The organism is Blautia sp. AF26-2 (assembly GCF_003460955.1).
Lineage (GTDB): Bacteria > Bacillota > Clostridia > Lachnospirales > Lachnospiraceae > Fusicatenibacter > Fusicatenibacter saccharivorans.
Map to the genome: position 1 here is coordinate 361,361 of NZ_QTWD01000002.1, position 22,801 is coordinate 384,161.

Here is a 22,801-nt window from a genome sequence, read left to right on the forward strand (position 1 = left end):
ACGCAAAACCCGGAATCCTTTCGCTCCTCTTCTGAGGTCTTGAAAAGATTCCGGGTTTTTTATTTTGCTGTTTTCTCTTCCCAGATTGTCTCCAGATTTTTTCCATCAATCCAGATACAGCGGTACACCCGCTTCATCTGCTCATCCAGTTCCGCTTCCCGGTCCGTCTTTACAATCACATGGCCGATCCGGTCAGTTCCATCTGCCATGGCAGAAACTTCATGCCCCTCCGGATAATCCAGGACAAGCTCCAGCCCTTCCTGACGCAGACGTTCGACCTGATCCCGGTCGATTTGTGTGATGGTTCCGCTTACCGGACTCAGCAGCAGTTTTGCCATGCACGGGCAGCTTTCCGTCTGCTGAAAATCCGTTTCTTCCCCGAGGGCGCTTTTGATCATCTGCTCATAAAAATCAAATCCGTAATACGTTGAAATCAGTTCCGGAATGCAGGTTGCTCCGGTTCTTCCGCCCATTTCAATGATCCAGACCTTCTCTCCGTCCACAAAGACATCCGCATTGACGGAGCACTGATCGGCACCGGATGCGGTGACGGCCAGCTGCATCTGGCGGGCAATTTCTTCCCGCAGTGCCCCGCTGCATCCATACGGAAATGCGTGGCCGACCGGAACGGTCGTGTGTGCACCGCGGTATACAAATTTCGTGTGCGGTGCCAGAAAGACCAGTTTGTGGTTCTGCACAAATCCATCCACGCCGATCTCCGTTCCGCGGAGGAATTTTTCAACCAGCACATAATCTCTTGCCGAACCGTTTCTCGCATTTTCATACGCTTCTTCGATCTGTCCGGAATGCTCCACCACGGTAATTCCGCGGCTTCCTGAACTGTCCACCCGTTTTACGACAACCGGGTATCCAAGCTGTTCTGCGGCTTTTTGTGCCTCCTCTGCACTTCTTACCCGCATCCCGTCTGCCGCGGAAACGCCGCCCTGCCGGAATGCGTCTTTCATCTTTGCCTTATCGGTCAGAATTTCCGCCGCCTCATACGGAATGCCGGACAGATGCATCTTTTCACAGACATAGCCGATTGTGCTGACGGCCACATCGGTTCCCGATGTACAGATTCCGTCGATCTGTTCTTTTTCCGCCGCCGCAAGAATCGCTTCTTTATCCCGCGTATTCAGTTCATAAATTTTATCTGCAAGTGCAAACCCCGGATAATCGCCGGGAATACTCACTACGATCGTGTAAAGACCCATTCTGCGTGCAGTCCGGATCAGCGGCACCTGGTAAATACCGGCACCTAAAATCATGATTTTTTTCACTTTTTTTCTTCCTCATCAGATACGTTAATGGTTTCCCGCACAATATACTGCGGCGTGCGGTTCAGAATCAGAATCATCTTTCCGAGGTATTCTCCGATGATGCCGAGCACCATCAGAATCAATCCGGAAAAAACAACGATGGCGCAGATCGTCGAAGACCAGCCAACCATCACGGTCGGATTGATGAGCTTTCGGATGGCAATCATGATGGCTGCCAGAAAACCGCCGGCTGCAGAAACTCCGCCGAGAACGGACGATATGCGAAGCGGAATTACAGAATAGTTCCAGTAGGCAAGCCACAATTTGATCAGTTTCTTTAACGTATAGTTGGAAGTTCCCACTGCACGTTTGAAATGCTCCACCTCTACATTTCCGATTTTGTGTGTCGTGCGGTAGAAAATGCCGTCAATATAGGGATTGAAGCTGTCGTATTTTACCACCTCGTCCTTGATCTGGCGGGTAATCATCCAGAAATTGCTGGAAACGATGTCTTTTGGCCGTCCGAGAAGAATCCGGGAGGAAACTTCGTTCAGTTTGCTGGTGACATTTTTCAGGAACGAATTTTTTCGTTTCGGATAGCAGCCGTAAACCAGATCGTATCCTTCTTCCATCTTGTGGATCAGTTTGCTGATCTGGGACGGATGTGTCTGCATGTCATCGTCCATGCCGAGAATAAAGTCTCCTTCGGTGTAGTGGAGTGCTGCCATCAGCGCATTGTGCTGACCGAAATTGCGCAGCAGGTTGATGCCCTTGACATTCTGATACTGCTCACCGAGCTTCTTGATCTCCCCATACGTATTGTCTTTCGGGGAACCGTCGTTCACCAGGACAAATTCGCAGTCATATCCGTCCATTTTCTTGAATTCTTCCATCACCATCTCTACAACTTTCCGGATCGTTGCCTCGGAATTGTAGCATGGGATGACTATTGAAATCAGTTTCATTTTTTTCCTCCATCGGTATCGTTCAGAATGCAGTCATAGAACAGCGGCGTGCCTCCGGTATGGATAAAAAGCACATCGCAGTCCTGTAACTGATGTTCTTCTATGTACTGCTTCATTCCCCAGAATGCCTTTCCGGTGTACGTCGGATCCAGCGGAAGGCCGTTCCGGCAGAACTCTTCCCGGATCACCTGTAAAATCCGCTCATCGTACTGGCCGTATCCGCCCTGGCGGTATCCCATTTCCAGATGAAGTTCACTCTCCCATCCTTCCGGCAGCACGAGATGATTCTTCGCAAAATAATCGGAAATGCCGCTCTCCATAATGCGGGTGGCGCGGTCGTACTCGCGGGATGAAATCGAAAGGCCGATGATCTGCTCCGTTCCCTGCTCGAGCAGTTTTCCGCTTACCAGGCCGCACTGGGTCGAGCCGGTTCCGGATGCCGCAAAGATATGAGAAAAAGAAATGTTCTGTTCTTTCTCCCACGCAAGAATCTCGCGGTAGCCGTCCACGTAGGCCTGTACCGGTGTGCCTTCATTGCCCGTTCCGAATTTATCCCCGAAAATATAATATGGGTGATATCCCTCTTCTGTCAAACGGTTCATCGTCTGCTCGACGGTCTGTGCAATCTCTGTTTTTCTGCACGGAATGACTTCGGCTCCGAGCCATTTCATCAGACGGCTGTTGTTGGTTTCGATCGGTTGTTCCTCGTTTTCTTCGGAAGAACAGATCATATAGCATGGAATTTTCTCGGCACAGCACAGATTGGCCAGCACGCGGCAGAGGTTGGATCTGCTGTTTCCGTAGATGATCATGCAGTCTTTGTTTTTCTCCTGCATATCCTGGAAAAAAGCACGTCCGATGCGGACTTTGTTTCCGCCTAAGGAAAACGGAAGAAGATCCTCCCGCTTGCAGTACAGGCGGACGCCTCTGTCGTTTGGAAATTCCAGTTTCTGAATTGGTGTCTGTATCATTGTTTCTCCTCTTTTATTCTTGTTTCAACTCACAGTCGGTATTTTCACGGAGTCTGACATGCCGAAAATAGTTCGACTGTGACTTGCCTCATGTCAGTGGAGGATACCGATTTTTCTCCGCCCGCCACTGCCGTTATGTTTCTTTTAATAATTCATCCCACCGCTTTAGAAGCTGGGGACTTCTTGTCTACTGGTGTTAAATTCCGGCATGTACCGGAAGCTTTTCCCTATTATAGACTATTTTTCTCTGCGTGGCAAGCCATGCCGGAAACAGGAAAAGTCCGCCGGTTTTTGTTTTCACATCTGCCGACGGGCTTTGGGGATTTTTTACGTATTCTGTTTTTTCGTCCGGGATCTGTTCAGGCTTCCTGCGGTGCGGCAAGATTGGCCACAATCTGCGCCACCTGGGCTATCTCCGGGATTTTTGTGTACTCGGCGCAGCTGTGTACCTGATTCATCGAGGTTGCGATGACAAGCCCTTCGATGCCGTGCTGTGCAAAGACGTTGTTGTCGCTGCCGCCGAAAGTTTTTTCGAATGCAGCGGTCAGGCCTTCTTCTGCAACGGCGCTCTCGTAATGCCTTGCGGCATCGCTTGTCAGCGGCGTCTCATACGCATGGATATTCAGTTTTTCTTCCCAGACCAGCTTCGCACCAATCTTCCCTGCTTCCTGCTGGAAGATTCTGTGATATGTTTCCAGAAGCTCCATGGCCGTCTCGTGGTTCAGGCTTCGAATTTCGCCTTCGATCACGCAGCTTTCCGAAACGATGTTGGTACCGGAGCCGCCGCCGATTTTTCCGATGTTGGCAGTGGTGCTTTCATCCACGTGGCCCTGCGGAAGCTGTGCGATTGCGCGGGCGGCCGCCTGGATGCTGTTGATGCCGTCCTCCGGGTGGAAACCGGCGTGGGCGGCTTTTCCCTGGATTTTCACCGCGAAGGAAACGAGTGTCGGTGCCGCGTAGGCGGCTGCACCGATCGCGCCGCTTAAATCCAGAACGTATGCTTCTTTTGCCTGCACCTGGCTGTAGTCGAAGGCATTTGCGCCTTTGCAGTACAGCTCCTCACCAGTCGAGATCAGAATTTCGATCGGGCGGTGCGGTGTTTTGGTCTCGATGAGGTGGCGGACAGCTTCATAGATGGCTGTCACACCGGCGAGGTCGTCGGCGCCAAGAACTGTCGTGCCGTCGCTCGTTACGGTTCCATCCTCATGGGAGACGGCTTTTTTTCCTTTTGCAGGCTCAACAGTGTCCATGTGGGCCGCAAAGAGAACCGGGGCTCCTGCAAGGCTGCCCGGAATGCGCGCGAACAGATTGCCCGCATTGGAGCCGGTCTGCTCCTGCGTATGATCTTCTGTAAGCGTAACCCCGATTTCGGCGAATTTTATTTTTAAGGTGTCCGCCATCTCGCGCTCCTCTAAGGACGGCGAATCGATAGATACCAGCTCCGCAAAAAAATCAGCAATTCTTTTCTCATCTATCATAATCTTTTCTCCTACTCTTTGGCTGTGTCCGCAATTTAAATAACATACTCAGGCTGCGCCATAATATGCATCTTGCTGAAGAACTCCCGTGTTCTCTGATTCTGCGGATGCTCGAATACTTCTTTCGGTGTTCCGTCTTCTACTACGTGTCCTTTATCAAGGAAGATCACACGGTTCGACACATGGCGGATAAAGTTCATCTCATGGGAAACCAGAAGCATTGTATATCCCTGTGCCGCAACTTTTTTAATAACATCCAGAACCTCTCCAACCAGCTCTGGGTCAAGGGCTGAGGTCGGCTCGTCCAGCAGCAGAATCTGCGGTTTCATGGCGAGGGCTCTTGCGAGCGCCACCCTCTGCTGCTGTCCGCCGGACATATGTTTCGGATAATGGTTTGCCCATTTCTCCATGCCGACCAGTTTCAGTTCTTCTAATGCAATGGCTCTGGCCTCGTCTTTTTTCATCTTCTTGACAACAATCAGGCCTTCCATCACATTTTCCAGTGCGGTTTTCTTCTCAAACAGATTGAACCGCTGGAACACCATTCCTGTGTTCTGTCTTAAATACAGAAGCTCTTTCGGTTTCCGCTCGGAAAGGCCGATCACCTTGTCCCCGATCGTCACCGTTCCCTTCTCCGGTGTCTCAAGGCGGTTGACGCAGCGCAGAAGCGTTGATTTTCCGGTTCCGGAAGGACCGATGATTCCCACAACATCGCCCTGTCTGATCTCGAGGCTGATGTCGTCGAGCACCACATTGTCGTTATATTTTTTTGATAAATGATCAATTTTTATCATTTTTCTTACCCTCCCCGTTTGCGGACGCCAGCTCTACCTGGTCCGGAATCCGGATTTTATTTTCAATTACGCGGATAATCTGCTCGATCACCAGCGTTACCAGCCAGTAAATGATGGCCAGTGAAACGTAAACTTCAAAGTAGCGATACGTTCTTCCTCCAATAATCTGGCCCTGTGCGGTAATCTCGACAACGGCGCAGGTAAAAGCAAGAGACGTTCCTTTGATGATACTGATAAAAGAGTTTCCAAGGGTCGGAAGCGCAACCTCAAAGGCCTCCGGCAGAATGATGCGGCGCAGTGTCTGCGGATACGTCATGCCGAGTGCATGTGCTGCTTCGATCTGGCCCGGGTCAACGGACTGCAGGGCCGAACGGATAATCTCAGCCATAAAGCCCGACTGGTTCAGTCCCAGAGCGATCATCGCATAGACGAAACCGGAAATATTGGCAACCGCCAGATTCGTTCCGAACTGCTGGTTGATTGCCTTGAACATCATGGGAATACCAAAGAACGCAACGTACAGCTGTACGATGACCGGCGTACCACGGAGCAGTGAAATCAGAAGATTCGTAATCTGCGTCAGTACTCTGATTTTTTTCATTTTGATGATCGCCATCACAAGTCCCAGTCCCAGTCCGATCAGCATAGAAACCACGGCCAGTTCCAGCGTGATCGGCAGCTTTGTCAGCAATTCTGGTATGGATGAAAATACCAGTGAAACGTCAAATAATTTTCCCATGATTTTTGTCCTCTCTTACACATATTTTTCTACCAGTACACAGGTAAAGCCAAGATTTTTCTTCGGCTTTTTCGGCTCTTCGTCTTTCTTCGGTGCATGGTGGTCGTATACCGACAGGTCAGCGTCCGGATTCAGTTTGTAGCCTAATTTCTCATAAAAGCCTGCGGCGCGGTCCTGGCTCGTGATGACGATGTGATCGACACCGTATTCTTTCAGCCATTTCTCAGCGGCTTCGATCAGCACGCTACCGTATCCGCTTTTCTGTTTTTCTCTGACAACACAGACACGCTCGATTTTTCCTGTCTTTTCCGCCGGAAATGCGATGCGGCAGCCGGCTACCGGCTTGTGATCTTCTGTCAGCAGAATCGCCTGCAGATCATCTTTGCTCTCGTCCTGTCCGAATTCCAGTTCAATCGGAATGTTCTGTCCCAAACAGAAAGCATCAGTTCTGACGTAATCATATGCTTTGTATTTCCACTCTTCGCTTCCCTTTTCTACCCGGTAAATTTCTGCCATGTTTTTCGCTCCTTTTAGAATCGGGAAACGGATGTTCTCGATCCGCTTCCCGTCTGTTTTGTAATCTCTTCTGTTTTTATTTCAAAAACGATATTCTAGTTTGGTGTCTCATCAAAGTATTTCTCGTCTGGGCTGGTGTCCACGCCGAGATACTCGGTTGTGATCTTGGAAAGAGTTCCGTCTTCTTTCATCTCTTTTAAGGCTTTGTCAACATCCTCGCGGAGTGCTGCGCCCTCTTCGTTCTTTCCAAACAGGAAGTAGGTATTGTTCTGCGGGAACAGGAAATCTTCGGTCTCCTCGTCGATCTCGTTTGCTTCCAGCTGACCTTCCAGTCCGAACTGCGGAAGCAGGTTGTCGATGATCGGTCCGTCGTCGATTGCCACATCAGCGGTTCCATCTACGATATGCTGGTAGCGGACCTGGAAGTTTGCATTGGAATATACGATATTGATCTGGTGATCCGGGTTGTCTGTATTCCATTTTTCCAGTGCATTTGCGGTAAGGCTTCCTGCACTCAGCTCAATTTTGTATCCGCGGTCTGCCAGATCGGTAAGAGAAGTCAGCGGCTCATCGCCGGTTCTCTGAATGTATTCGTTGAAGCTGGTTTTATATGGTAAAGAGAAGTAGTAGGATTCTGCTCTCTCATCGGTATATCCATAGTTGTTGACTGCGATGTCGTACTGACCGCTCAGCACACCCTGCAGTGCATCTGCCTGCTCAATTTTCAGTTCATACTGCGGAAGGCGGTTGAACACTTCTTTTACGATATCGATATCGACACCGGTCAGCTCGTTGTCATCATTTACGTAAAAGTACGGTGCCAGTGTGCCGCTTGTTACAGCTTTAATCACTTTTTTCTCACCGGAATCCGATGCGGAGCTGCCTTCTGCGGAAGATGATGCTGCGGAACCGCTGCTGCTTCCTGCATTTGCTAATGCATTGCTTCCGCATCCTGCAAAGCTTGCTGCCAAAAGGCCCGCCGCTGCCAATACTGCCCAGAATTTCTTTGTCTTTTTCATAATAAAATCCTCCTCATTTTCTCGTTCTTTTCAGTTCCGGCCGCACCCCGGCTGCCTGAGAGTGTTCCACCAGAGCGCTCCGGATTCTTCTGTCTTATCTCTTTATAAAAGTCCTTTCAGCGGATTAATCGATGCATCCACGGAAAGTACGCCGTTCTTCGGGTTTCTGTCTTCCCATTTCGGGCTGTTCCAGATGGTTTTTGAGATTTCTCCTGCGTAATCCTCGTAGGTCTCTCCCTCCGGATGGCGAAGGAATACTTCATCCGGTGTTTTGCTGAGTGTTCTTCTCGATCCATCGTCTGCCATCAGCTTCTCGAAATCTACTTTTGCAAGGATTCGTTCGTTGTATCCGCGGAAGAGAACCTCGCCTAATTTCTTTCCAGGTCTCGAAAGTGCCAGCACCTGCGGATCGCTTCCGTGACGGAAGGCCGGGATCGCATACAGCTCTTTTAAGTAGCCCCAGATATTTTTGTAATCACGAATCGGTTTCTTCACCGGTCCTACGTTGTGGAAGTAGCTGACATCCCAACGGATCAGAGTGACGTAAGCGCGGACATCGCTGTCGGTGATGTAGTCGCCGAACAGGAAACGGTTCGTCTCCAGCCGTTTGTCCAGCTTATCGAGGGATTCATAGAAATCTTCGTATGCCTCATCGTATGCTTCCGGTGACTGGCAGAATGCCATGCGGTAATGGCCGTTGTTGATATGCGGGAAGAGCCAGTCGTTAAACTCATCGATCTCTTTCCGGAATTTTTTCGGGTACAGGTCCGGCGCATCTTTTGGCTGGAATGGACGGAACTGCACTTCGAGGTAGTTCGTCAGGCGGTGATAATCGTTGTTCACAGCCTTTTTCTCTTTGACATCCACCAGGGTCGGTGTCGTTGCTCTTCCTTTGAAGTCCGGGTTTGCTCTTTTATAGAACTCACTTAAGAAGTAAGCGCCTGTCGCCGGATCCTTGAAATCCAGATACTGTCCGAATGCATGTCCGTAACGGTTTGTCTCGCCGGATGGAGAAACTCTCGTCTCCGAGATCACATCCTGCAGTCCTAAAAGCTCCCGCACGATGATCGGACGGTTGGACCAGTTGCATCCGGTTGCCCAGTAGATCCCGAAGCGGTTTGCTTCTGCTTTCAGGCCGCCTTCTTTATCGCCGAATGGCTGGATAAATGCATTTGGCTGACGGATGAAAGCGCCGCGCTCATCGATCTCTACAAGGGTTTCATTTGGTCTTGGGTCTACTCCGACTTCTGCTGCAAACTGTTCTGCCAGTGCATCTGTGTATTTGATTTCTTCGGTTTCTTTATTTTCAACTGGGGTGAAGCTGCATCCGCATCCGCTCATGTTTTTGTCCTCCGTTTTCTATGTCTGTTTATTATCTATTCTTATGTTGTTCATTCGCATTTCTTTTAAAAAAGGTTAAAAAAATAGCAGGCATTCGTTCCGGCCTGCCCGCACATGCAATTTCTGCTATGCTTTTTCTGCCTGCGAATGTTTCTTATTTTTCTTTATTCTGATTGGAGCTGCAGCAACAGCAACAACACATCTCCATCATTCTGTTCTCCTGCATTCGTCTGTTGTCTGTTTTTTTCATTTGCTGTTCTCCTTTCCTACTAAGTCGATATGTTTAATGTGTTTCTCGATTACATGGCATATTATAATGCATATTTTTTCTATGTGCAACCCCTAAAACGCCTTTTGGTAATTGTTATTTCGATGAATCGATTATAGGTTTTTCCTATTGGTTAGTCATACCAGAAAGATATTACTTATCACACCTGTAGGCTGATTTTGCTTTTTCCCGGCCAACCGCCGCAACTTTTGCAATGTGCTCAACAATTCTTGCCATGGCTTTTTTCTTAAGAAACGATACAATAAAAAGCAAAGAACACCACTTGCAAAATACAATGTACTCTCGGAATCTTTCTGTGCTTGTTTTTGTGAGATGATTTTCCGCCAGCCGCAAAGGCAAGTGCAGAAAGATTCCGAGAGTACATTACAAAATAAAGGAGAGTTTTTCTTATGGAAATGACATTTCGCTGGTATGGTTCCAAATTTGATACCGTTACCTTAGAGCAGATCCGCCAGATTCCGGGCGTAACCGGAGTCATCACAACCCTGTACGACACTACCCCGGGCGAGGTGTGGACACGCGAAGCGATTCACGCGTTAAAAGAAGAGGTTGAGGCCTCTGGACTTCACATCTCCGGCATCGAGAGCGTCAACATCCACGACGCCATCAAAATCGGCAGCCCGGACCGTGAGCAGTACATCGATAATTATATTGAAACGTTAAAGCACCTCGGCGAGGAAGACATTCACCTTGTCTGCTATAACTTCATGCCGGTCTTCGACTGGACCAGAACAGAACTCGCACGCGTCCGTCCGGACGGCTCGACCGTACTTGCCTACAAACAGTCCGCCGTAGACGCACTTGTTCCGGAAAAAATGTTTGAATCTATCGCAGGTGATGCAAACGGCGCAATTCTTCCTGGCTGGGAGCCGGAGCGCATGGCAAAAGTGAAAGAGCTCTTTGACGCTTACCGCGATGTGGATGATGAGAAACTGTTTGCCAACCTCAAATACTTCCTCGAACGCATCATGCCGGTCTGCAACGAGTACGACATCAAAATGGCCATTCACCCGGACGACCCGGCATGGAGTGTCTTCGGTCTTCCGAGAATCATCATTAATAAAGAAAACATTCTGCGCATGATGAAGATGGTCGATGACCCGCACAACGGCGTGACCTTCTGCTCGGGTTCCTACGGAACAAACCTGGAGAACGATCTGCCGGATATGATCCGTTCCTTAAAGGGCCGCATCCACTTCGCTCACGTCCGCAATCTGAAATTCCACAGCCAGCAGGATTTCGAGGAGGCCGCACACCTTTCCTCTGACGGCAGCTTCGATATATATGAGATCATGAAAGCGCTGTACGACATCGGCTTTGACGGCCCGATCCGCCCGGACCACGGACGTATGATCTGGGGCGAGAAGGCAATGCCGGGCTATGGACTGTATGACCGCGCACTCGGCGCGACTTATTTAAACGGACTCTGGGAAGCTATTGACAAGAGTCACAAACGTGGAATTTAAAGGAGGTTTTTACTGATGTCTCTTAACTTAACAGCTGCCGGACTGGCAGATCAAAAAGCGTGGGAAGCCGCAGGCTATGCGCTTCCATCCTATGACCGCGAAGCAATGATCACCCGCACGAAAGAATCTCCGTGCTGGGTGCATTTCGGAGCCGGAAATATTTTCCGTGCCTTCCAGGCAAATACAGCACAGGAACTGCTGAACAACGGTACCTTTGACCGCGGTGTCATCGTTGCGGAGGGCTTCGATACAGAAATCATCCGTGATATGTACCAGCCGCACGATAATTTAAGCATTCTGGTGACCTTAAAAGCCGATGGTTCTGTCGAGAAAACCGTTGTTGGAAGCATCGCAGAATCGCTGGCTGCCGATACGGCGGATTCTCCGGATTTTGCCCGGTTAAAAGAAATCTTTACCAAGGATTCCCTGCAGATGGCGACGTTTACGATCACCGAAAAGGGATATTCCCTGAAAAACGGTGCGGGCGAACTGCTGCCGTCTGTTGCTGCCGATTTTGCTGCCGGACCTTCTTCCGTTACCAGCTATATGGGAAAAGTTGCTTCTCTTTTATATGAAAGATTTCTTGCAGGCGAAAAACCGTTTGCGATGGTCAGCACCGACAACTGCTCCCACAATGGCGAAAAACTTTCCCTTGCCCTGACAGCCTACGCTTCTGCATGGGAAGAAAACAAGCTGGTACAGCCAGGCTTCCTCTCCTATCTGCAGAACCCGGAAAAAGTCAGCTTCCCGTGGACCATGATCGACAAGATCACCCCGCGGCCGGATGGTTCCATCGAAAAGATACTCGAGGAGAACGGCCTCGCTGATGCACAGTCGATCGTCACCTCCCGCCACACCTACGTTGCTCCGTTCGTCAATGCAGAGGAATGCCAGTACCTCGTAGTCGAAGATCATTTCCCGAACGGACGGCCGCCGATGGAAAAGAGCGGATGGATCTTTACCGACCGGGAAACTGTCAACAAAACAGAGCGCATGAAGGTCTGCACCTGCCTGAACCCGCTGCACACCGCACTCGCTGTGTTCGGCTGCCTGCTGGACTATGAACTAATCAGTGAGGAGATGAAAAATCCGGTACTGAAAAAGCTCGTGGAGCGCATCGGATATATCGAAGGACTTCCGGTTGTCACCGATCCTGGTATTCTCTCTCCGAAGCAGTTTATCGATGAAGTGCTGAACATCCGCATCCCGAATCCGTTTATGCCGGATACGCCGCAGCGAATTGCAACCGATACGTCACAGAAGCTGTCGATCCGGTTCGGTGAGACGATCAAATCGTATCTTGCTTCTCCGGAGCTGTCACTCTCGGATCTTCAGGCAATTCCGGCTGTATTTGCGGGATGGCTGCGGTATCTGATGGGCGTGGATGACAACGGCGATGCATTTGATCTGAGCCCGGATCCGCTGCTTGCCACGGTCCGCCCGTATGTGCAGGATCTGAAACTCGGCGCACCGGCTGACCGCGAGACCCTTTCCAAAACTCTGGCTCCGCTGCTCTCCGATGCTTCGATTTTCGGTGTGGATCTGATTTTCGCCGGACTTTCTGACCGTGTACTGGATGCTTTTGTCTCGATGCTTCAGGGACCTGGCGCTGTGGCAGATACGCTTGCTGCTCTGACCGCTCAATTCTAAAGGGGAGGTATTTCCATATGAAACCTTTTATGGACGCTGACTTTCTGCTGCAGACCGATACGGCGAAAACACTGTACCACGAGGCGGCTGAAAAAATGCCCATTTTTGACTATCACAACCATCTGAATCCACAGGAGATTCTCGAAGACCGCCAGATGGAGAATCTGACACGCGTCTGGCTCGGCGGGGATCATTATAAATGGCGTGCCATGCGTGCGATGGGCTTTTCGGAGGATCTGATCACTGGAAACGCCGATGATTACGACAAATATCTGGCGTTTGCCGAGACGATTGAGAACGCGATCGGCAATCCTTTATACCACTGGACACATCTGGAGCTGCAGCGGTACTTCGGCATCACGACACCGCTCTCCCGCGCAACAGCGAAGGAGATCTGGGATGAGGCGAATGCAAAACTGCAGACGAAGGAGTTTACCGTGCGCAATCTGATTCTGAACCAGCATGTGTCGCATCTGTGCACCACCGACGATCCTGCAGATGATCTGCACTGCCATCTGGCATTACAAAAGGAATACTTTGCCTGCCGCGTTCTGCCGTCCTTCCGCCCGGACCGCGCCGTTCATCTCGAAAAGCCGGATTTCCCGGAATACGTGGAAAAGCTTGCCGCTGCCGCCGGCAGGACGATTGCATCCGCAGAGGATATGGTGCATGCCCTCTCCTGCCGCCTCGACTTCTTCCTCTCCGCCGGCTGCGTTGTCAGCGACCACAGCCTTGAGGACTGCTTCTATGTGCCATGCACGGCTGCTGAGGCGAATGATGTATTTGAAAATCGCATGAACGGCGGTGCTCTCACTGAAAAAGAGCTCGGCATGTACAAGGGCTTCCTTCTGACGAACCTCGGACGGCTGTATCATAAGCACAATATCGCCATGCAGCTTCATATCAAAGCACTCCGTAACAACTCGAAGCGGATGTTCCGTGCGCTCGGTGCCGATACCGGCTTTGACAGCATGAACGATTTCGCCTTTGCCCCGATGCTCGGCGCTTTCTTAAACGATATGGACGAGGACGACGCACTGCCGAAAACTGTGCTCTACTCTCTGAACCCGAGCGACAACCCGATGCTTGCAAGCATGGCTGGAAACTTTGCTGCGCCTGGCATCCGCTCGAAAGTGCAGTTCGGTACCGCATGGTGGTTCAACGATCACAAATACGGCATGGAATCCCAGCTTGCGACGCTTTCCAGCATCGGCATGCTCTCCACCTTCATCGGCATGCTGACCGACTCCCGCAGCTTCCTCTCCTTCCCGCGCCACGAATATTTCCGCCGGATTCTCTGCAATCAAATCGGAAACTGGGTGGAAAACGGGGAGTACCCGGCGAACCTGGAGTTTCTGAAAGAGATGGTGGAAAATATCAGCTACAACAATGCGGTTTCGTATTTCCTGTGATTTTCGCATGTCTTATTGACAATTATTCCCACATACCGTACAATAAAAGGGATTACTGATCAACGAAAGGATTACAGAAACATGGACGACTCAGGCAGTATGCCTCGACGATGCTTTATTTTCATCATTTGATAAACGGAGACATAATCTATCTTTGATTCCGCCAGATTCAAGATAGGTTATGTCTTTTTGTACATTTTTTGCATCGTGTCCCGGTTTCCTAAGAAAGGAAAAACAAATGAACAGCGACATTGTGTCACTCATCATCATTCTTATCTGCGTCATGCTCTCAGCCTACTTTTCGGCGACGGAGACTTCTTTCACCTCGCTGAACCGCATCCGCATGAAAAATATGGCAGAAAAAGGCGACAAGCGGGCGGAACTGGTGTTAAAGCTGCTGGAGAACTTTGACAAGCTGCTCTCCACGATTCTCGTCGGCAACAACATCGTCAACATCGGACTCAGCTCCCTTGCCACGGTGCTTTTTATCAAGATTCTCGGCGGCGACTCCGGTGCGACGGTTTCCACGATCGTAACCACTATCGTGGTCCTGATCTTCGGCGAAGTTTCCCCGAAAAGCATTGCAAAAGAATCCCCGGAGACGATCGCCAAATTTTCCGCACCGTTTCTCCACATTCTGATGATCGTGCTGACCCCGGTGACGTTTTTCTTTTCCCAGTGGAAGAAGCTGCTCTCCCGCATCTTCAAATCCTCGGAAAACCACGGCATCACCGATGAGGAACTGATGACCATCGTCGAGGAGGCGACCCAGGAGGGCGACATCGACGATCAGGAAGGCGATCTGATTCAGAATGCAATCGGCTTCATGGAGATGGAGGCCGCAGAGATCTTTACTCCGCGTGTCAACGTCATCGGCATTCCGCTCGATGCGACGAAATCCGAGATCGCTAAGACTTTCTCCGACACCGGATTTTCCCGGCTGCCGGTGTATGATGATGATATCGACCACATTGTGGGAATTGTGTATCAGAAGGATTTCCACAACCACATTTACCACACCAACAAACCGCTAAGCAGCATCATCCGCCCGGCGCTCTTTGTAACCGAGAATACGAAGGTCGGCCCGCTGCTGAAAAAAATGCAGGCGAAGAAATCGCATATTGCCATTATCATTGATGAATTCGGCGGCACCGACGGTATCATCACCATGGAAGATATCCTCGAAGAGCTCGTCGGCGAAATCTGGGATGAGCATGATGCGGTTGTACAGGAAATCCAGAAAGTTTCCGAAAACGAATACCTCGTGACCGGAACGGCAAGCATCGACAAGGTGTATGAAGAGCTCGATATTGACAAAGAATTTGACGTCTTTACGGTCAGCGGATGGATCATGGGGATCCTCGAGCGCGTGCCAAAGGAAGGCGATCATTTCGTCTCGGATGGCCTCGACGTAACCGTACTGAAAATGGCAGACCGGAGAGTCGACAAGGTACGGATCGTGCGGCTGCCGAAGGATGAAAATGAACAGTAAGTAATTTACAAACAAAAACGGATCGAAAATCTGGTTTTAAGTTCAGATTTTCGATCCGTTTTTCTTGTCCTATTGTATTTTCTTCTCCACCCGGTACTTCTTCGGCGATATTCCGTAGCGCTCTTTAAAAATCCGATGAAAATAACTCATGTTCTCATACCCGACCCGCTCGCCGATGTCTGCCACGGAAAGTCCTGTCGTTTCCAGCAGATACGCGGCCTGGGTGAGGCGTTTGTTCTGGACAAGTTCAGTGTAGTTTTTCCCGGTCAGGCGGCGAATCATGCGGCTTAAGGTGTAAAAATCGTAGTACAGTTCCTCCGCCAGTTCCGAAAGACTGCCCTCCCGGTAATGTTCCTCGATATAGCGGTATACGCCGAGCAGCATCTCCTGTTCAAAATACTGCTCTCCCACCTGCACGCGTTCGGTGTAGTTCATGAGCTGCAGGAATAAAAGGCCCATCGTAATCTGATTGATGCTCCGCTTATTGCTCTGGTGATGTAAGAGCGTCCAGACGAGATTTTCGATCAGATTCTGCACCGGAAGGACATCCGCAATTCTGTAATGCAGATAACAGAGCGGTACCTCCCCGCTTTTCAGACAGCCGACGATAAAATCCTTTAACTGATTCTCCTCTGCCCCGATCATTCGCAGCGTCTGGTCAAAAAACTCCGGCAGAATCAGAAAGTTGACCGCGATATCGTCACGCCCTGCCGGTTCAATTTCCTGCACTGCATTCTGATTCAGAATCAGCAGCTCACCCGTTTTCAGCTCGATCCGGTCCCCGTTGATGGTGTGCACGGTGCTTCCCTGGCACATGTAGATCATCTCGACATAATTGTGGCTGTGCGCCGGAAAACGAATAAACCGCGTGTGCGGCCGAATATCAATCAATTTTCCCCGCTCCAGCAGCTTTCCCGCATCCATCACAAACTTCTGCCCGCTCGAATACCGCTCCTTTTCCACTTCCGTCTTGCCGTCCAGAATTGCCTGTTCCTCCTCCGTAATCCGGGACAGGTCTGCTATAATTTCCTGTTTCACGATTATTCCTCACATTTTTCACGTTTTTTCTGCTTTTTATTATATTCCACTCTAGTGCAAATAAGCAATGTACTTTTTCTTCTCACTTTCTGATAAATATTCCTTTCCTACGCATCAAAACAGCAAGTGCTGCACTGCCAAGTGAAACGTAACGAAGATTCTCTCTTTACAATTTCACTTTCTTAAAGTATACTTTAAGAAGTTATTCTACTATTCAAACTCTATCGTTCAAGGAGGTTTTTCCATGGAACAGCAGACCTACACCATTCGTGAAATGTCCGAGCGTTTTGGACTTCCGGCCTCTACGCTTCGTTATTATGAGGAGATCGGACTTTTGACGGATGTCATTCATACCGAAAGTAAGAAACGAATTTACACCCAGCAGCACATTGACTGCATGACCGCAATTCTCTGCTTCAAACGCACCGGGCTTCCGATTGCGGGGATTCAGGAGTTTTTCCGGCTTGAGAACGATATCCCGGGAAATATTGACCAGATGGTTGCCATTCTCAAGGAACATGAGCAGAATACACGCGAGAAAATCGAGCGCATGGAATCTGATCTCGAGCATATTCAGCAGAAAGTACGGTATTACAGCGCGGTTCGCGATGCGATTAAAAATGGGGATGAAATGCCGTCGTGGGATTCCTGCGGCTGTGAGGAGAAGGCGCAGTAGATATCTCTCCAGGCTTTTCCGCCGCAGACACACACAAGTTTCAAAAGAGCAGGTAAGAAAAGGGACCAACATCCACTTTTCTTACCTGCTCTTCTTATTTTTTCTATCACCTTTTCCCTTCATACCCGGAATTTTTTCTGCATTTCCCGCATAAAATCTTTTCCGCGGAAAAAAAACAGCCCGATCAGATACAGCACACTAAGGCCCACGCAGATCACGGACGGCCAGGTAATGCGGACAGTTCCCGTCAGCCACAAAATCGCCGGAACGATTCCTGCTGCTCCGGACTGCATCAGATAAAAAAGATATTCACTGACCTCCATTTTGTACGCTCTTGCCAGAATCTGCATCGTCGCGCCATTCAGAAGAACGGCGAGCGGAATTGCGAAATCGACAGACCAGCCGATCCAGCCCGTCGCATAATCCCACAGAATCGCACCGATCATAATAAAGATCAATTGCCACATACTGTTTTTGAGTGGATTTTTCCGTTTCTGATATCCCACCCGGATCAGAAGCCAGGCGCAGAACACACCCGCTGTCGCATAACCTGCCCACCACATCTGCGGCGTTGCAAGGAAATTCATCATCCAGCAGAGTACGACAGCCGCGATGCAGGTGAAAGAAAAAATTTTCAATCCCAGTTTGGCCGTCCCGTGCGGCTGTTCTTTCTGTCCCGGAAAATCATTTTCCTCCTGTTCACAGGCGATGCCCTCTTTCTGCAGCAGATGCATCAGGTTCCGTTCAATATTGGAATCAGCGATTTTAGATGTGATTCCAAGCACCATGCTGTCACCGTAGGAACAGGAACACATCTGTACTTTGTCGGTGCTGGTGAAAAATCCGAACCGCTCAATATATGTTTCATACTCCGGTGGCATCTGAATCCGGCCGATATTGGAATAGACGGTCGTAATGCTTCGTCCGCCGAGCGTCGTGCCCGCCATCAGCGCCAGATTTTTGATTTCCAGCGGCACGGCGCGCAGCACCGGATTCCGCTCAATCCGCACCAGATCGTTCATACGTGTGGAAATCTCCTGCTTCAGCGCCTCTTTCTGCATCGCGGCTCCCGTGATCTGCAGGGCATCCTCAAACGATGCCTCCGGCCCAAGATCACAGGCAATCTCGATCCAGCTCCAGAAATTCGTCATCGATGCGGATGGGAAAAAGTTGCGGAGATTGGCTGGAACCATCAGAGAAACCGGCTTTTTCAGCCTGCTTTTCGGGATTTCTTCATATACCGCATATACCAGCGCCGCCGCAAGGTACGCCGTCACCGACACGCCATGTGCTTTTGCGCACTTATGAACTGCTTCCGCGGAAAGCAGAATCTCAGTAATTTCCATCTCCTCCTGCTCCAGATACTCGCCTTTGATCTGGTATGCCGGGCGGCTTTTTTCTTTTTCATTTTTCTTTCCGGTGTAATACTGGGAAAAGCTGTCCTCCTCGAAATCTGTCTCTGTCAGCATGTCTTCGCTGACCTTTGAAAAGATTTCCTCGGGATGACACAAGATCAGATAATTGCTCACCAGTTCTTTCAGAAACAGCATCGCACCGGTGCCGTCTGTCAGGGCATGGAATACTTCGAAATTGATTCGGGTTTTATAGTAAGAAACCTGGAAAAGAAGCGTTTTGTGGTCGGGTACGTAAATCTCACTGCACGGCGGACGCTTTTCCTCTTCTACTTTTGCTGGCAGATCGCGCTGCTCCAGATAAAACCAGAAAAGACCTTTCCGCAGTACCATGGAAAACACCGGGTAATGCTCCATTGTCTGCTCCAGCGCTTTCTGCAGCAGATCCGCCTGGATGTCCTCTTTCAGCTGGCAGTAAAACCGGAAGACTCTCGTATCCTTTTTTCCGGTGGCCGCCGGAAATGCCTGTGCCGCGTTGTCCAGCTTTCTCCAGCGCGAAGAATGTTCTTTCTTCATTTTCTATGCCTCCTTACGCCTTCCCGTGTGTCAATTGTTTCTTCACTGCTGCTATGTTTTCCAGTTCTTCGTCTGCATTTTTCTGCTGTTTTTCTTTCCTTAAAAATGCATTCATATACTGAAAACTTTCCTGCACATATAGGTGTTCAATGCCAAGCGCAAAATAGCCGTGCAATGCGCCCTTGATCCGATGATGTTCAACCAGATTGCCAGCCCTTTTCAGCTTTTTCGCATAATCCTCGCCCTCATCGCGCAGCGGATCGTACTGCGCCGTCAGTACCAGCGTGTCCGGCAGTCCCTGCAGATTTTCTGCCAGCACCGGTGCAAAGTACGGATTTTTGCGGTCTTCTTCGGTCCGCTGATACAGAATTACATAATCTTCCATTTTGACACTGGTCAGAAGGTATCCGGTTCCATTGGTTTTCACGGATTTGTACGGTGATTTCTCTGTGTAACAGGAATTCACCGCCGGATAAATCAAAATCTGTTTCCCCGGCAGCAGTTCTTTTTTGTCCCTCGCCATCAGGCAGACCGCAGCCGCAAGATTTCCTCCTGCGCTGTCGCCCATGATCGTGACATTTTCCGGCGTTACCTCCGGCAGAATCTCCCCGCGCAGCATTGCCTGGGCGGCGGCGTAGCAGTCTTCTAAGCCTGTCGGGAAACGATGCTCCGGTGCAAGACGGTATTCTACCGATACAACAATCTGCCCCGTCGACTGCGCCATGCGTGCGCAGACACGGTCGTATGTCTCCACACTCTCGGTTGTCCAGCCGCCGCCATGGAAGAACAGAATCGCTTCTTTTGCACCATGCTCCTCCATTTTTTCATCCGGGAAGAACAGCCGAATCGGAACCTTGTAGTCCCCATTATATATTTCCATATCCAATTTTCGCAGAAAAATACGGATCGGATCCAGCTTCTTGATATCGGCAAGCCGACGGGCGGATTCTACTTCAATTCCGCCGTAGGACAATACATTTAAAATGGCTTTGACTGCTTTTTTCATTCACTCTCTCCTCTGTTGCTATTTTTCTGCTTCTGTTTTTCGTCTAGTTGCAATGTACTGCTTCAAAAATTCATACATCTGCTCATCGGTCGGTGGGCAGCCTTTCAGATTGTATTTAAACCCTGAAGTACAACTTCCCACACCAAGCGCCCCGCTCTTTCCCCGGTATCCCTGCCCGATGCAGATTTTTTCGTGGAGTTCCTGCAGCAGTCCTTCCTCCCTCAGCCGGTCGAGCGCCGGGATCAGATAGCCGTAGCAGGCACTGCAGGACTCAACTTCCTCTACGGCATCCTGCAGTTCCACGATCTTCCGTTTTTCCGGAATCACTCTTTTTTCACCAATTTCGCCAATTTGGCGGATTGAAAGCCGTGTGAGATCAGCGCTGCCCACGCCCAACTCTTCTGCCATTTTGACATACGGGACATCTTCTGGCTTATAATGCAGTTCCGCGCAGACATATGCATCAATCAACACCGGATCTAACCCAGCGAAAAGGCGATTCATAATAAACGGATTACCGCCATCCTCAAAGTCAAGGTCTCCGCAGATATTATCCACCAAAATAAAATCCTGATGAATCCCCAGCCCCAGATGCGCAATTGGCCGATGAAGTCCCATGGCATGAAAATGACGTTTTTCTTTATTCGGCAAGAGACCTTTCATGTTTTTCAGTGCGCAGGTAATTTTAGTCTGGCAATGGCCTTTCATGACTGGGACATTGATCATAAAATCCACCTTTTTCGCACATTCGCAAATCTGAAGTTCCATATCACCACACTGCACCGGCATGCTTTTTTCCTTCTGCGCATCGATAAGCGGAACGCCATACTGTTCCGAAAGCATACGGTATCCACAGACCTCAAACGATTCCTCCGTCTTATCTCCCACCCAGGAGCCTTCCATGATTTGAAGGTTAGTAAATCCGTTTTCCTGAAGATATTCGATGATCCCCGCAACCACCTCCGGATGTGTCGTCCCTCCAAACTCCGCCGGGACAGGTGCTACCAGATTTGGCTTAATACCGATGAGACTGACCTTCGAAGGAATGAGCGTAGCTAAGGCACATTCGTTCAAAAGCTGTTTTGTCATTTCTTTATATTCCATTCCCTGTATCTGGATAATTTCGTTTTTATTCATTTAGTATTGCGGCCCCTTTATTCTGATTTGATTTTTTCTGACATTCGATATTCTTTAGTATATAATAGTTACTGCTTTCTTTCAACTCATCCAAAAACAAAATCATTTCCTGTGAACTGTAACCATTCCCGTCAGCTCCAGCTTCATAGAAAATTAAGCACTGTATGCTTGTAAGATTTCCAATCGCATTGTATAATAAATGGAAAACGGTACACAGAAAAAGTACCTCATCAGAAAGGAACTGTCATGAGTTTTGAAGATGATTTAAAGGATGTCGGCGACAGTATTGGAAAGCTTGTGGATAACGCTGTAAATTCTCAGGATTTTCAGGAATTAAACCAGAAGATTTCAGACACCATCAACCAGTTTGTCTACCCAAACCGGAAGGGACCATTCCGTGCAAATGGCACACAGGAGCCGTCCCGCGGCTATTCCGCAGATACTTCCTACAGCAGCCAGCATTCTTCCCATAATAATACAACGCAGCAGACCGGACCGCATCACTATTCCTACGGGCCGGGAGGCACGATGCCGGGTAAGAGCGCGAACCCGGTTCCCAAACCTTCCCATACCTGGCAGACCCCGCAGAATACGGAATGGAACAGCCGCATACAGGAACGTCGTGTACTGCGCGAGCGTTTTATGCCATCCACCGATCTTGCACTTGTCGGCGGATTTCAGACGGCCGCCGGCTGGGGTGTCACCGGACTGTTCGGCTGCTGCACAGCGCTTAGTCTGTATTCCTTATTTGCAGGTCCAGACAACAGCGCGCTGATTCCTTCTCTTATTTTTGCCGCATTTACCATCGGCGGCGGCATTCTTCTGAAAAAGGGAAGTAAAAACCGGCGTCTGGTCCGCCATTTCCGCCAGATCTGTACGCTGATCGGCACAAAGGAATATATTTCCACGAAAGAACTCTGCGACAGTATGCACTGTGAGAAAGGTGAGCTTCTGACCGATATTACGACCATGATTGATAAATCCATGCTGCGCCAGGGCCACCTCGACGAGAATGGTACCTGTCTGATGGTGACAAATGACTGCTACGACCAGTACCGCGCAATGCTCGCCAGCCAGAGGGAACAGCAGATTGCTGAGCAGAAAGCACGTGAACAGCTGGAGGCCTCCGGTGTAACGCCGGAATACCAGCAGATGCTGGAAGAATGTGAATCTTATATTCAGAAGATCCATCAGTGCAACCTGGATCTGCCGGGTGAAGTCATCACAGCCAAGCTGAGCCGTCTCGAAACGGTTGTTACCCGGATTCTCGAGGAGGCAAAAAAGCGCCCAAAAGAAGCCGCCGCCCTGCGGAAATTTATGGATTACTATATGCCGACAACCTGGAAGCTGCTCGACGCTTACCGTTCCTTTGAGAACGAACCAATTCAAAGCGACAATATCCTCCGAACCAAGAAGGAAATCGAGGACACACTGGATACCATCAATGCCGCATTCGAAAAGCTGCTTGACGATCTGTTCCAGACAACGGCATGGGATATTTCTTCTGATATCTCTGTTCTGCAGACGATGCTGGCGCAGGAGGGACTGACAAATCAGGCAGGTCCGTCAAAGCAGGATATTGAGCCGCTTCACATGTAACTATTCAAAGCTATACAATTGAAATC

General features: G+C 49.7%; 19 protein-coding genes. 6 read left to right on the forward strand and 13 right to left on the reverse strand.

Annotated features, from left to right (window positions below; all coding sequences use genetic code 11):
* Positions 1-59: 59 nt before the first annotated feature.
* The 9 genes from DWY63_RS04590 to DWY63_RS04635 form a co-directional block, all read right to left on the reverse strand.
* Positions 60-1,280 carry an ATP-binding protein gene (locus tag DWY63_RS04590; protein WP_117509475.1) on the reverse strand — a complete coding sequence of 407 codons (1,221 nt, stop codon included), beginning with the start codon at positions 1,278-1,280 and terminating at the stop codon, positions 60-62.
* Positions 1,277-2,224: a glycosyltransferase family 2 protein gene (locus DWY63_RS04595; RefSeq protein ID WP_117509476.1), complete on the reverse strand. Its 948-nt coding sequence runs from the start codon at positions 2,222-2,224 to the stop codon at positions 1,277-1,279. Before DWY63_RS04595 ends, DWY63_RS04590 begins: the two co-directional genes overlap by 4 nt.
* Positions 2,221-3,195, reverse strand: a complete 975-nt coding sequence (locus tag DWY63_RS04600) for a 1-aminocyclopropane-1-carboxylate deaminase/D-cysteine desulfhydrase (RefSeq protein ID WP_117761088.1) — start codon at positions 3,193-3,195, stop codon at positions 2,221-2,223. Before DWY63_RS04600 ends, DWY63_RS04595 begins: the two co-directional genes overlap by 4 nt.
* A 359-nt stretch (positions 3,196-3,554) precedes the next feature.
* Positions 3,555-4,673 carry a M20/M25/M40 family metallo-hydrolase gene (locus DWY63_RS04610; RefSeq protein WP_243001837.1) on the reverse strand — a complete coding sequence of 373 codons (1,119 nt, stop codon included), beginning with the start codon at positions 4,671-4,673 and terminating at the stop codon, positions 3,555-3,557.
* A 35-nt stretch (positions 4,674-4,708) separates the two neighbouring features.
* The gene (locus DWY63_RS04615) at positions 4,709-5,467 is read right to left on the reverse strand and encodes an amino acid ABC transporter ATP-binding protein (RefSeq protein ID WP_117801468.1); all 759 of its coding nucleotides are present in this window, start codon (positions 5,465-5,467) and stop codon (positions 4,709-4,711) included.
* Positions 5,454-6,206 (reverse strand): amino acid ABC transporter permease, encoded by a 753-nt coding sequence (locus DWY63_RS04620; protein ID WP_022462083.1) that lies wholly within the window; start codon positions 6,204-6,206, stop codon positions 5,454-5,456. The genes DWY63_RS04615 and DWY63_RS04620 overlap by 14 nt, the downstream gene beginning before the upstream one ends.
* A 15-nt stretch (positions 6,207-6,221) precedes the next feature.
* Entirely contained in the window at positions 6,222-6,722 is a 501-nt protein-coding gene (locus DWY63_RS04625) for a GNAT family N-acetyltransferase (protein ID WP_117801469.1), read from the reverse strand.
* 95 nt (positions 6,723-6,817) lie between these two features.
* Positions 6,818-7,741, reverse strand: coding sequence for a transporter substrate-binding domain-containing protein (locus DWY63_RS04630; protein WP_117801470.1), 924 nt, complete (start codon positions 7,739-7,741; stop codon positions 6,818-6,820).
* 102 nt (positions 7,742-7,843) lie between these two features.
* Complete coding sequence (locus DWY63_RS04635) at positions 7,844-9,082, reverse strand: glutathione S-transferase C-terminal domain-containing protein (RefSeq protein ID WP_117801471.1); 1,239 nt, start codon at positions 9,080-9,082, stop codon at positions 7,844-7,846.
* A 678-nt stretch (positions 9,083-9,760) separates the two neighbouring features.
* On the opposite strand from DWY63_RS04635, the gene uxuA reads away from it, so the two are divergent.
* The 4 genes from uxuA (at position 9,761) to DWY63_RS04655 (ending at position 15,391) form a co-directional block, all read left to right on the forward strand.
* Positions 9,761-10,837: a mannonate dehydratase gene (gene uxuA / locus DWY63_RS04640; protein WP_117801472.1), complete on the forward strand. Its 1,077-nt coding sequence runs from the start codon at positions 9,761-9,763 to the stop codon at positions 10,835-10,837.
* A 15-nt stretch (positions 10,838-10,852) separates the two neighbouring features.
* Positions 10,853-12,487, forward strand: a complete 1,635-nt coding sequence (locus DWY63_RS04645) for a mannitol dehydrogenase family protein (protein WP_117801473.1) — start codon at positions 10,853-10,855, stop codon at positions 12,485-12,487.
* 17 nt (positions 12,488-12,504) lie between these two features.
* Entirely contained in the window at positions 12,505-13,899 is a 1,395-nt protein-coding gene (gene uxaC, locus DWY63_RS04650; RefSeq protein ID WP_117801474.1) for a glucuronate isomerase, read from the forward strand.
* Positions 13,900-14,137: 238 nt separating this feature from the next.
* A complete protein-coding gene (locus tag DWY63_RS04655) occupies positions 14,138-15,391 on the forward strand; it encodes an HlyC/CorC family transporter (RefSeq protein ID WP_117761072.1) in 1,254 nt (417 codons plus the stop codon).
* Between the two features lie 69 nt (positions 15,392-15,460).
* Here DWY63_RS04655 and DWY63_RS04660 read toward each other — a convergent pair whose 3' ends face one another.
* Positions 15,461-16,429 carry an AraC family transcriptional regulator gene (locus DWY63_RS04660; RefSeq protein ID WP_117801475.1) on the reverse strand — a complete coding sequence of 323 codons (969 nt, stop codon included), beginning with the start codon at positions 16,427-16,429 and terminating at the stop codon, positions 15,461-15,463.
* A 244-nt stretch (positions 16,430-16,673) separates the two neighbouring features.
* Here DWY63_RS04660 and DWY63_RS04665 point away from each other — a divergent pair, with 244 nt between their 5' ends.
* A complete protein-coding gene (locus tag DWY63_RS04665) occupies positions 16,674-17,105 on the forward strand; it encodes a MerR family transcriptional regulator (RefSeq protein WP_055227315.1) in 432 nt (143 codons plus the stop codon).
* Between the two features lie 119 nt (positions 17,106-17,224).
* Here the strand turns inward: DWY63_RS04665 and DWY63_RS04670 are convergent, their stop codons facing one another.
* From DWY63_RS04670 to DWY63_RS04680, 3 genes are read right to left on the reverse strand one after another with little or no spacing between them, the layout of a single operon-like run.
* Complete coding sequence (locus DWY63_RS04670) at positions 17,225-19,033, reverse strand: DUF6320 domain-containing protein (RefSeq protein ID WP_117801476.1); 1,809 nt, start codon at positions 19,031-19,033, stop codon at positions 17,225-17,227.
* A gap of 13 nt (positions 19,034-19,046) precedes the next feature.
* Positions 19,047-20,039 (reverse strand): alpha/beta hydrolase, encoded by a 993-nt coding sequence (locus DWY63_RS04675; RefSeq protein ID WP_117761068.1) that lies wholly within the window; start codon positions 20,037-20,039, stop codon positions 19,047-19,049.
* Positions 20,040-20,057: 18 nt separating this feature from the next.
* A complete protein-coding gene (locus tag DWY63_RS04680) occupies positions 20,058-21,176 on the reverse strand; it encodes a DUF362 domain-containing protein (protein WP_055218644.1) in 1,119 nt (372 codons plus the stop codon).
* Between the two features lie 246 nt (positions 21,177-21,422).
* Here DWY63_RS04680 and DWY63_RS04685 point away from each other — a divergent pair, with 246 nt between their 5' ends.
* Positions 21,423-22,775: a 5-bromo-4-chloroindolyl phosphate hydrolysis family protein gene (locus tag DWY63_RS04685; RefSeq protein ID WP_055218643.1), complete on the forward strand. Its 1,353-nt coding sequence runs from the start codon at positions 21,423-21,425 to the stop codon at positions 22,773-22,775.
* The last annotated feature ends 26 nt before the right edge of the window (positions 22,776-22,801 follow it).

Coding starts and splice junctions, on each gene's coding strand:
- DWY63_RS04595 (WP_117509476.1), bottom strand. CDS start 2,224: ATGAAACTGATTTCAATAGTCATCCCATGCTACAATTCCGAGGCAACG.
- DWY63_RS04600 (WP_117761088.1), bottom strand. CDS start 3,195: ATGATACAGACACCAATTCAGAAACTGGAATTTCCAAACGACAGAGGC.
- DWY63_RS04610 (WP_243001837.1), bottom strand. CDS start 4,673: ATGATAGATGAGAAAAGAATTGCTGATTTTTTTGCGGAGCTGGTATCT.
- DWY63_RS04615 (WP_117801468.1), bottom strand. CDS start 5,467: ATGATAAAAATTGATCATTTATCAAAAAAATATAACGACAATGTGGTG.
- DWY63_RS04620 (WP_022462083.1), bottom strand. CDS start 6,206: ATGGGAAAATTATTTGACGTTTCACTGGTATTTTCATCCATACCAGAA.
- DWY63_RS04625 (WP_117801469.1), bottom strand. CDS start 6,722: ATGGCAGAAATTTACCGGGTAGAAAAGGGAAGCGAAGAGTGGAAATAC.
- DWY63_RS04630 (WP_117801470.1), bottom strand. CDS start 7,741: ATGAAAAAGACAAAGAAATTCTGGGCAGTATTGGCAGCGGCGGGCCTT.
- DWY63_RS04635 (WP_117801471.1), bottom strand. CDS start 9,082: ATGAGCGGATGCGGATGCAGCTTCACCCCAGTTGAAAATAAAGAAACC.
- uxuA (WP_117801472.1), top strand. CDS start 9,761: ATGGAAATGACATTTCGCTGGTATGGTTCCAAATTTGATACCGTTACC.
- DWY63_RS04645 (WP_117801473.1), top strand. CDS start 10,853: ATGTCTCTTAACTTAACAGCTGCCGGACTGGCAGATCAAAAAGCGTGG.
- uxaC (WP_117801474.1), top strand. CDS start 12,505: ATGAAACCTTTTATGGACGCTGACTTTCTGCTGCAGACCGATACGGCG.
- DWY63_RS04655 (WP_117761072.1), top strand. CDS start 14,138: ATGAACAGCGACATTGTGTCACTCATCATCATTCTTATCTGCGTCATG.
- DWY63_RS04665 (WP_055227315.1), top strand. CDS start 16,674: ATGGAACAGCAGACCTACACCATTCGTGAAATGTCCGAGCGTTTTGGA.
- DWY63_RS04670 (WP_117801476.1), bottom strand. CDS start 19,033: ATGAAGAAAGAACATTCTTCGCGCTGGAGAAAGCTGGACAACGCGGCA.
- DWY63_RS04675 (WP_117761068.1), bottom strand. CDS start 20,039: ATGAAAAAAGCAGTCAAAGCCATTTTAAATGTATTGTCCTACGGCGGA.
- DWY63_RS04680 (WP_055218644.1), bottom strand. CDS start 21,176: ATGAATAAAAACGAAATTATCCAGATACAGGGAATGGAATATAAAGAA.
- DWY63_RS04685 (WP_055218643.1), top strand. CDS start 21,423: ATGAGTTTTGAAGATGATTTAAAGGATGTCGGCGACAGTATTGGAAAG.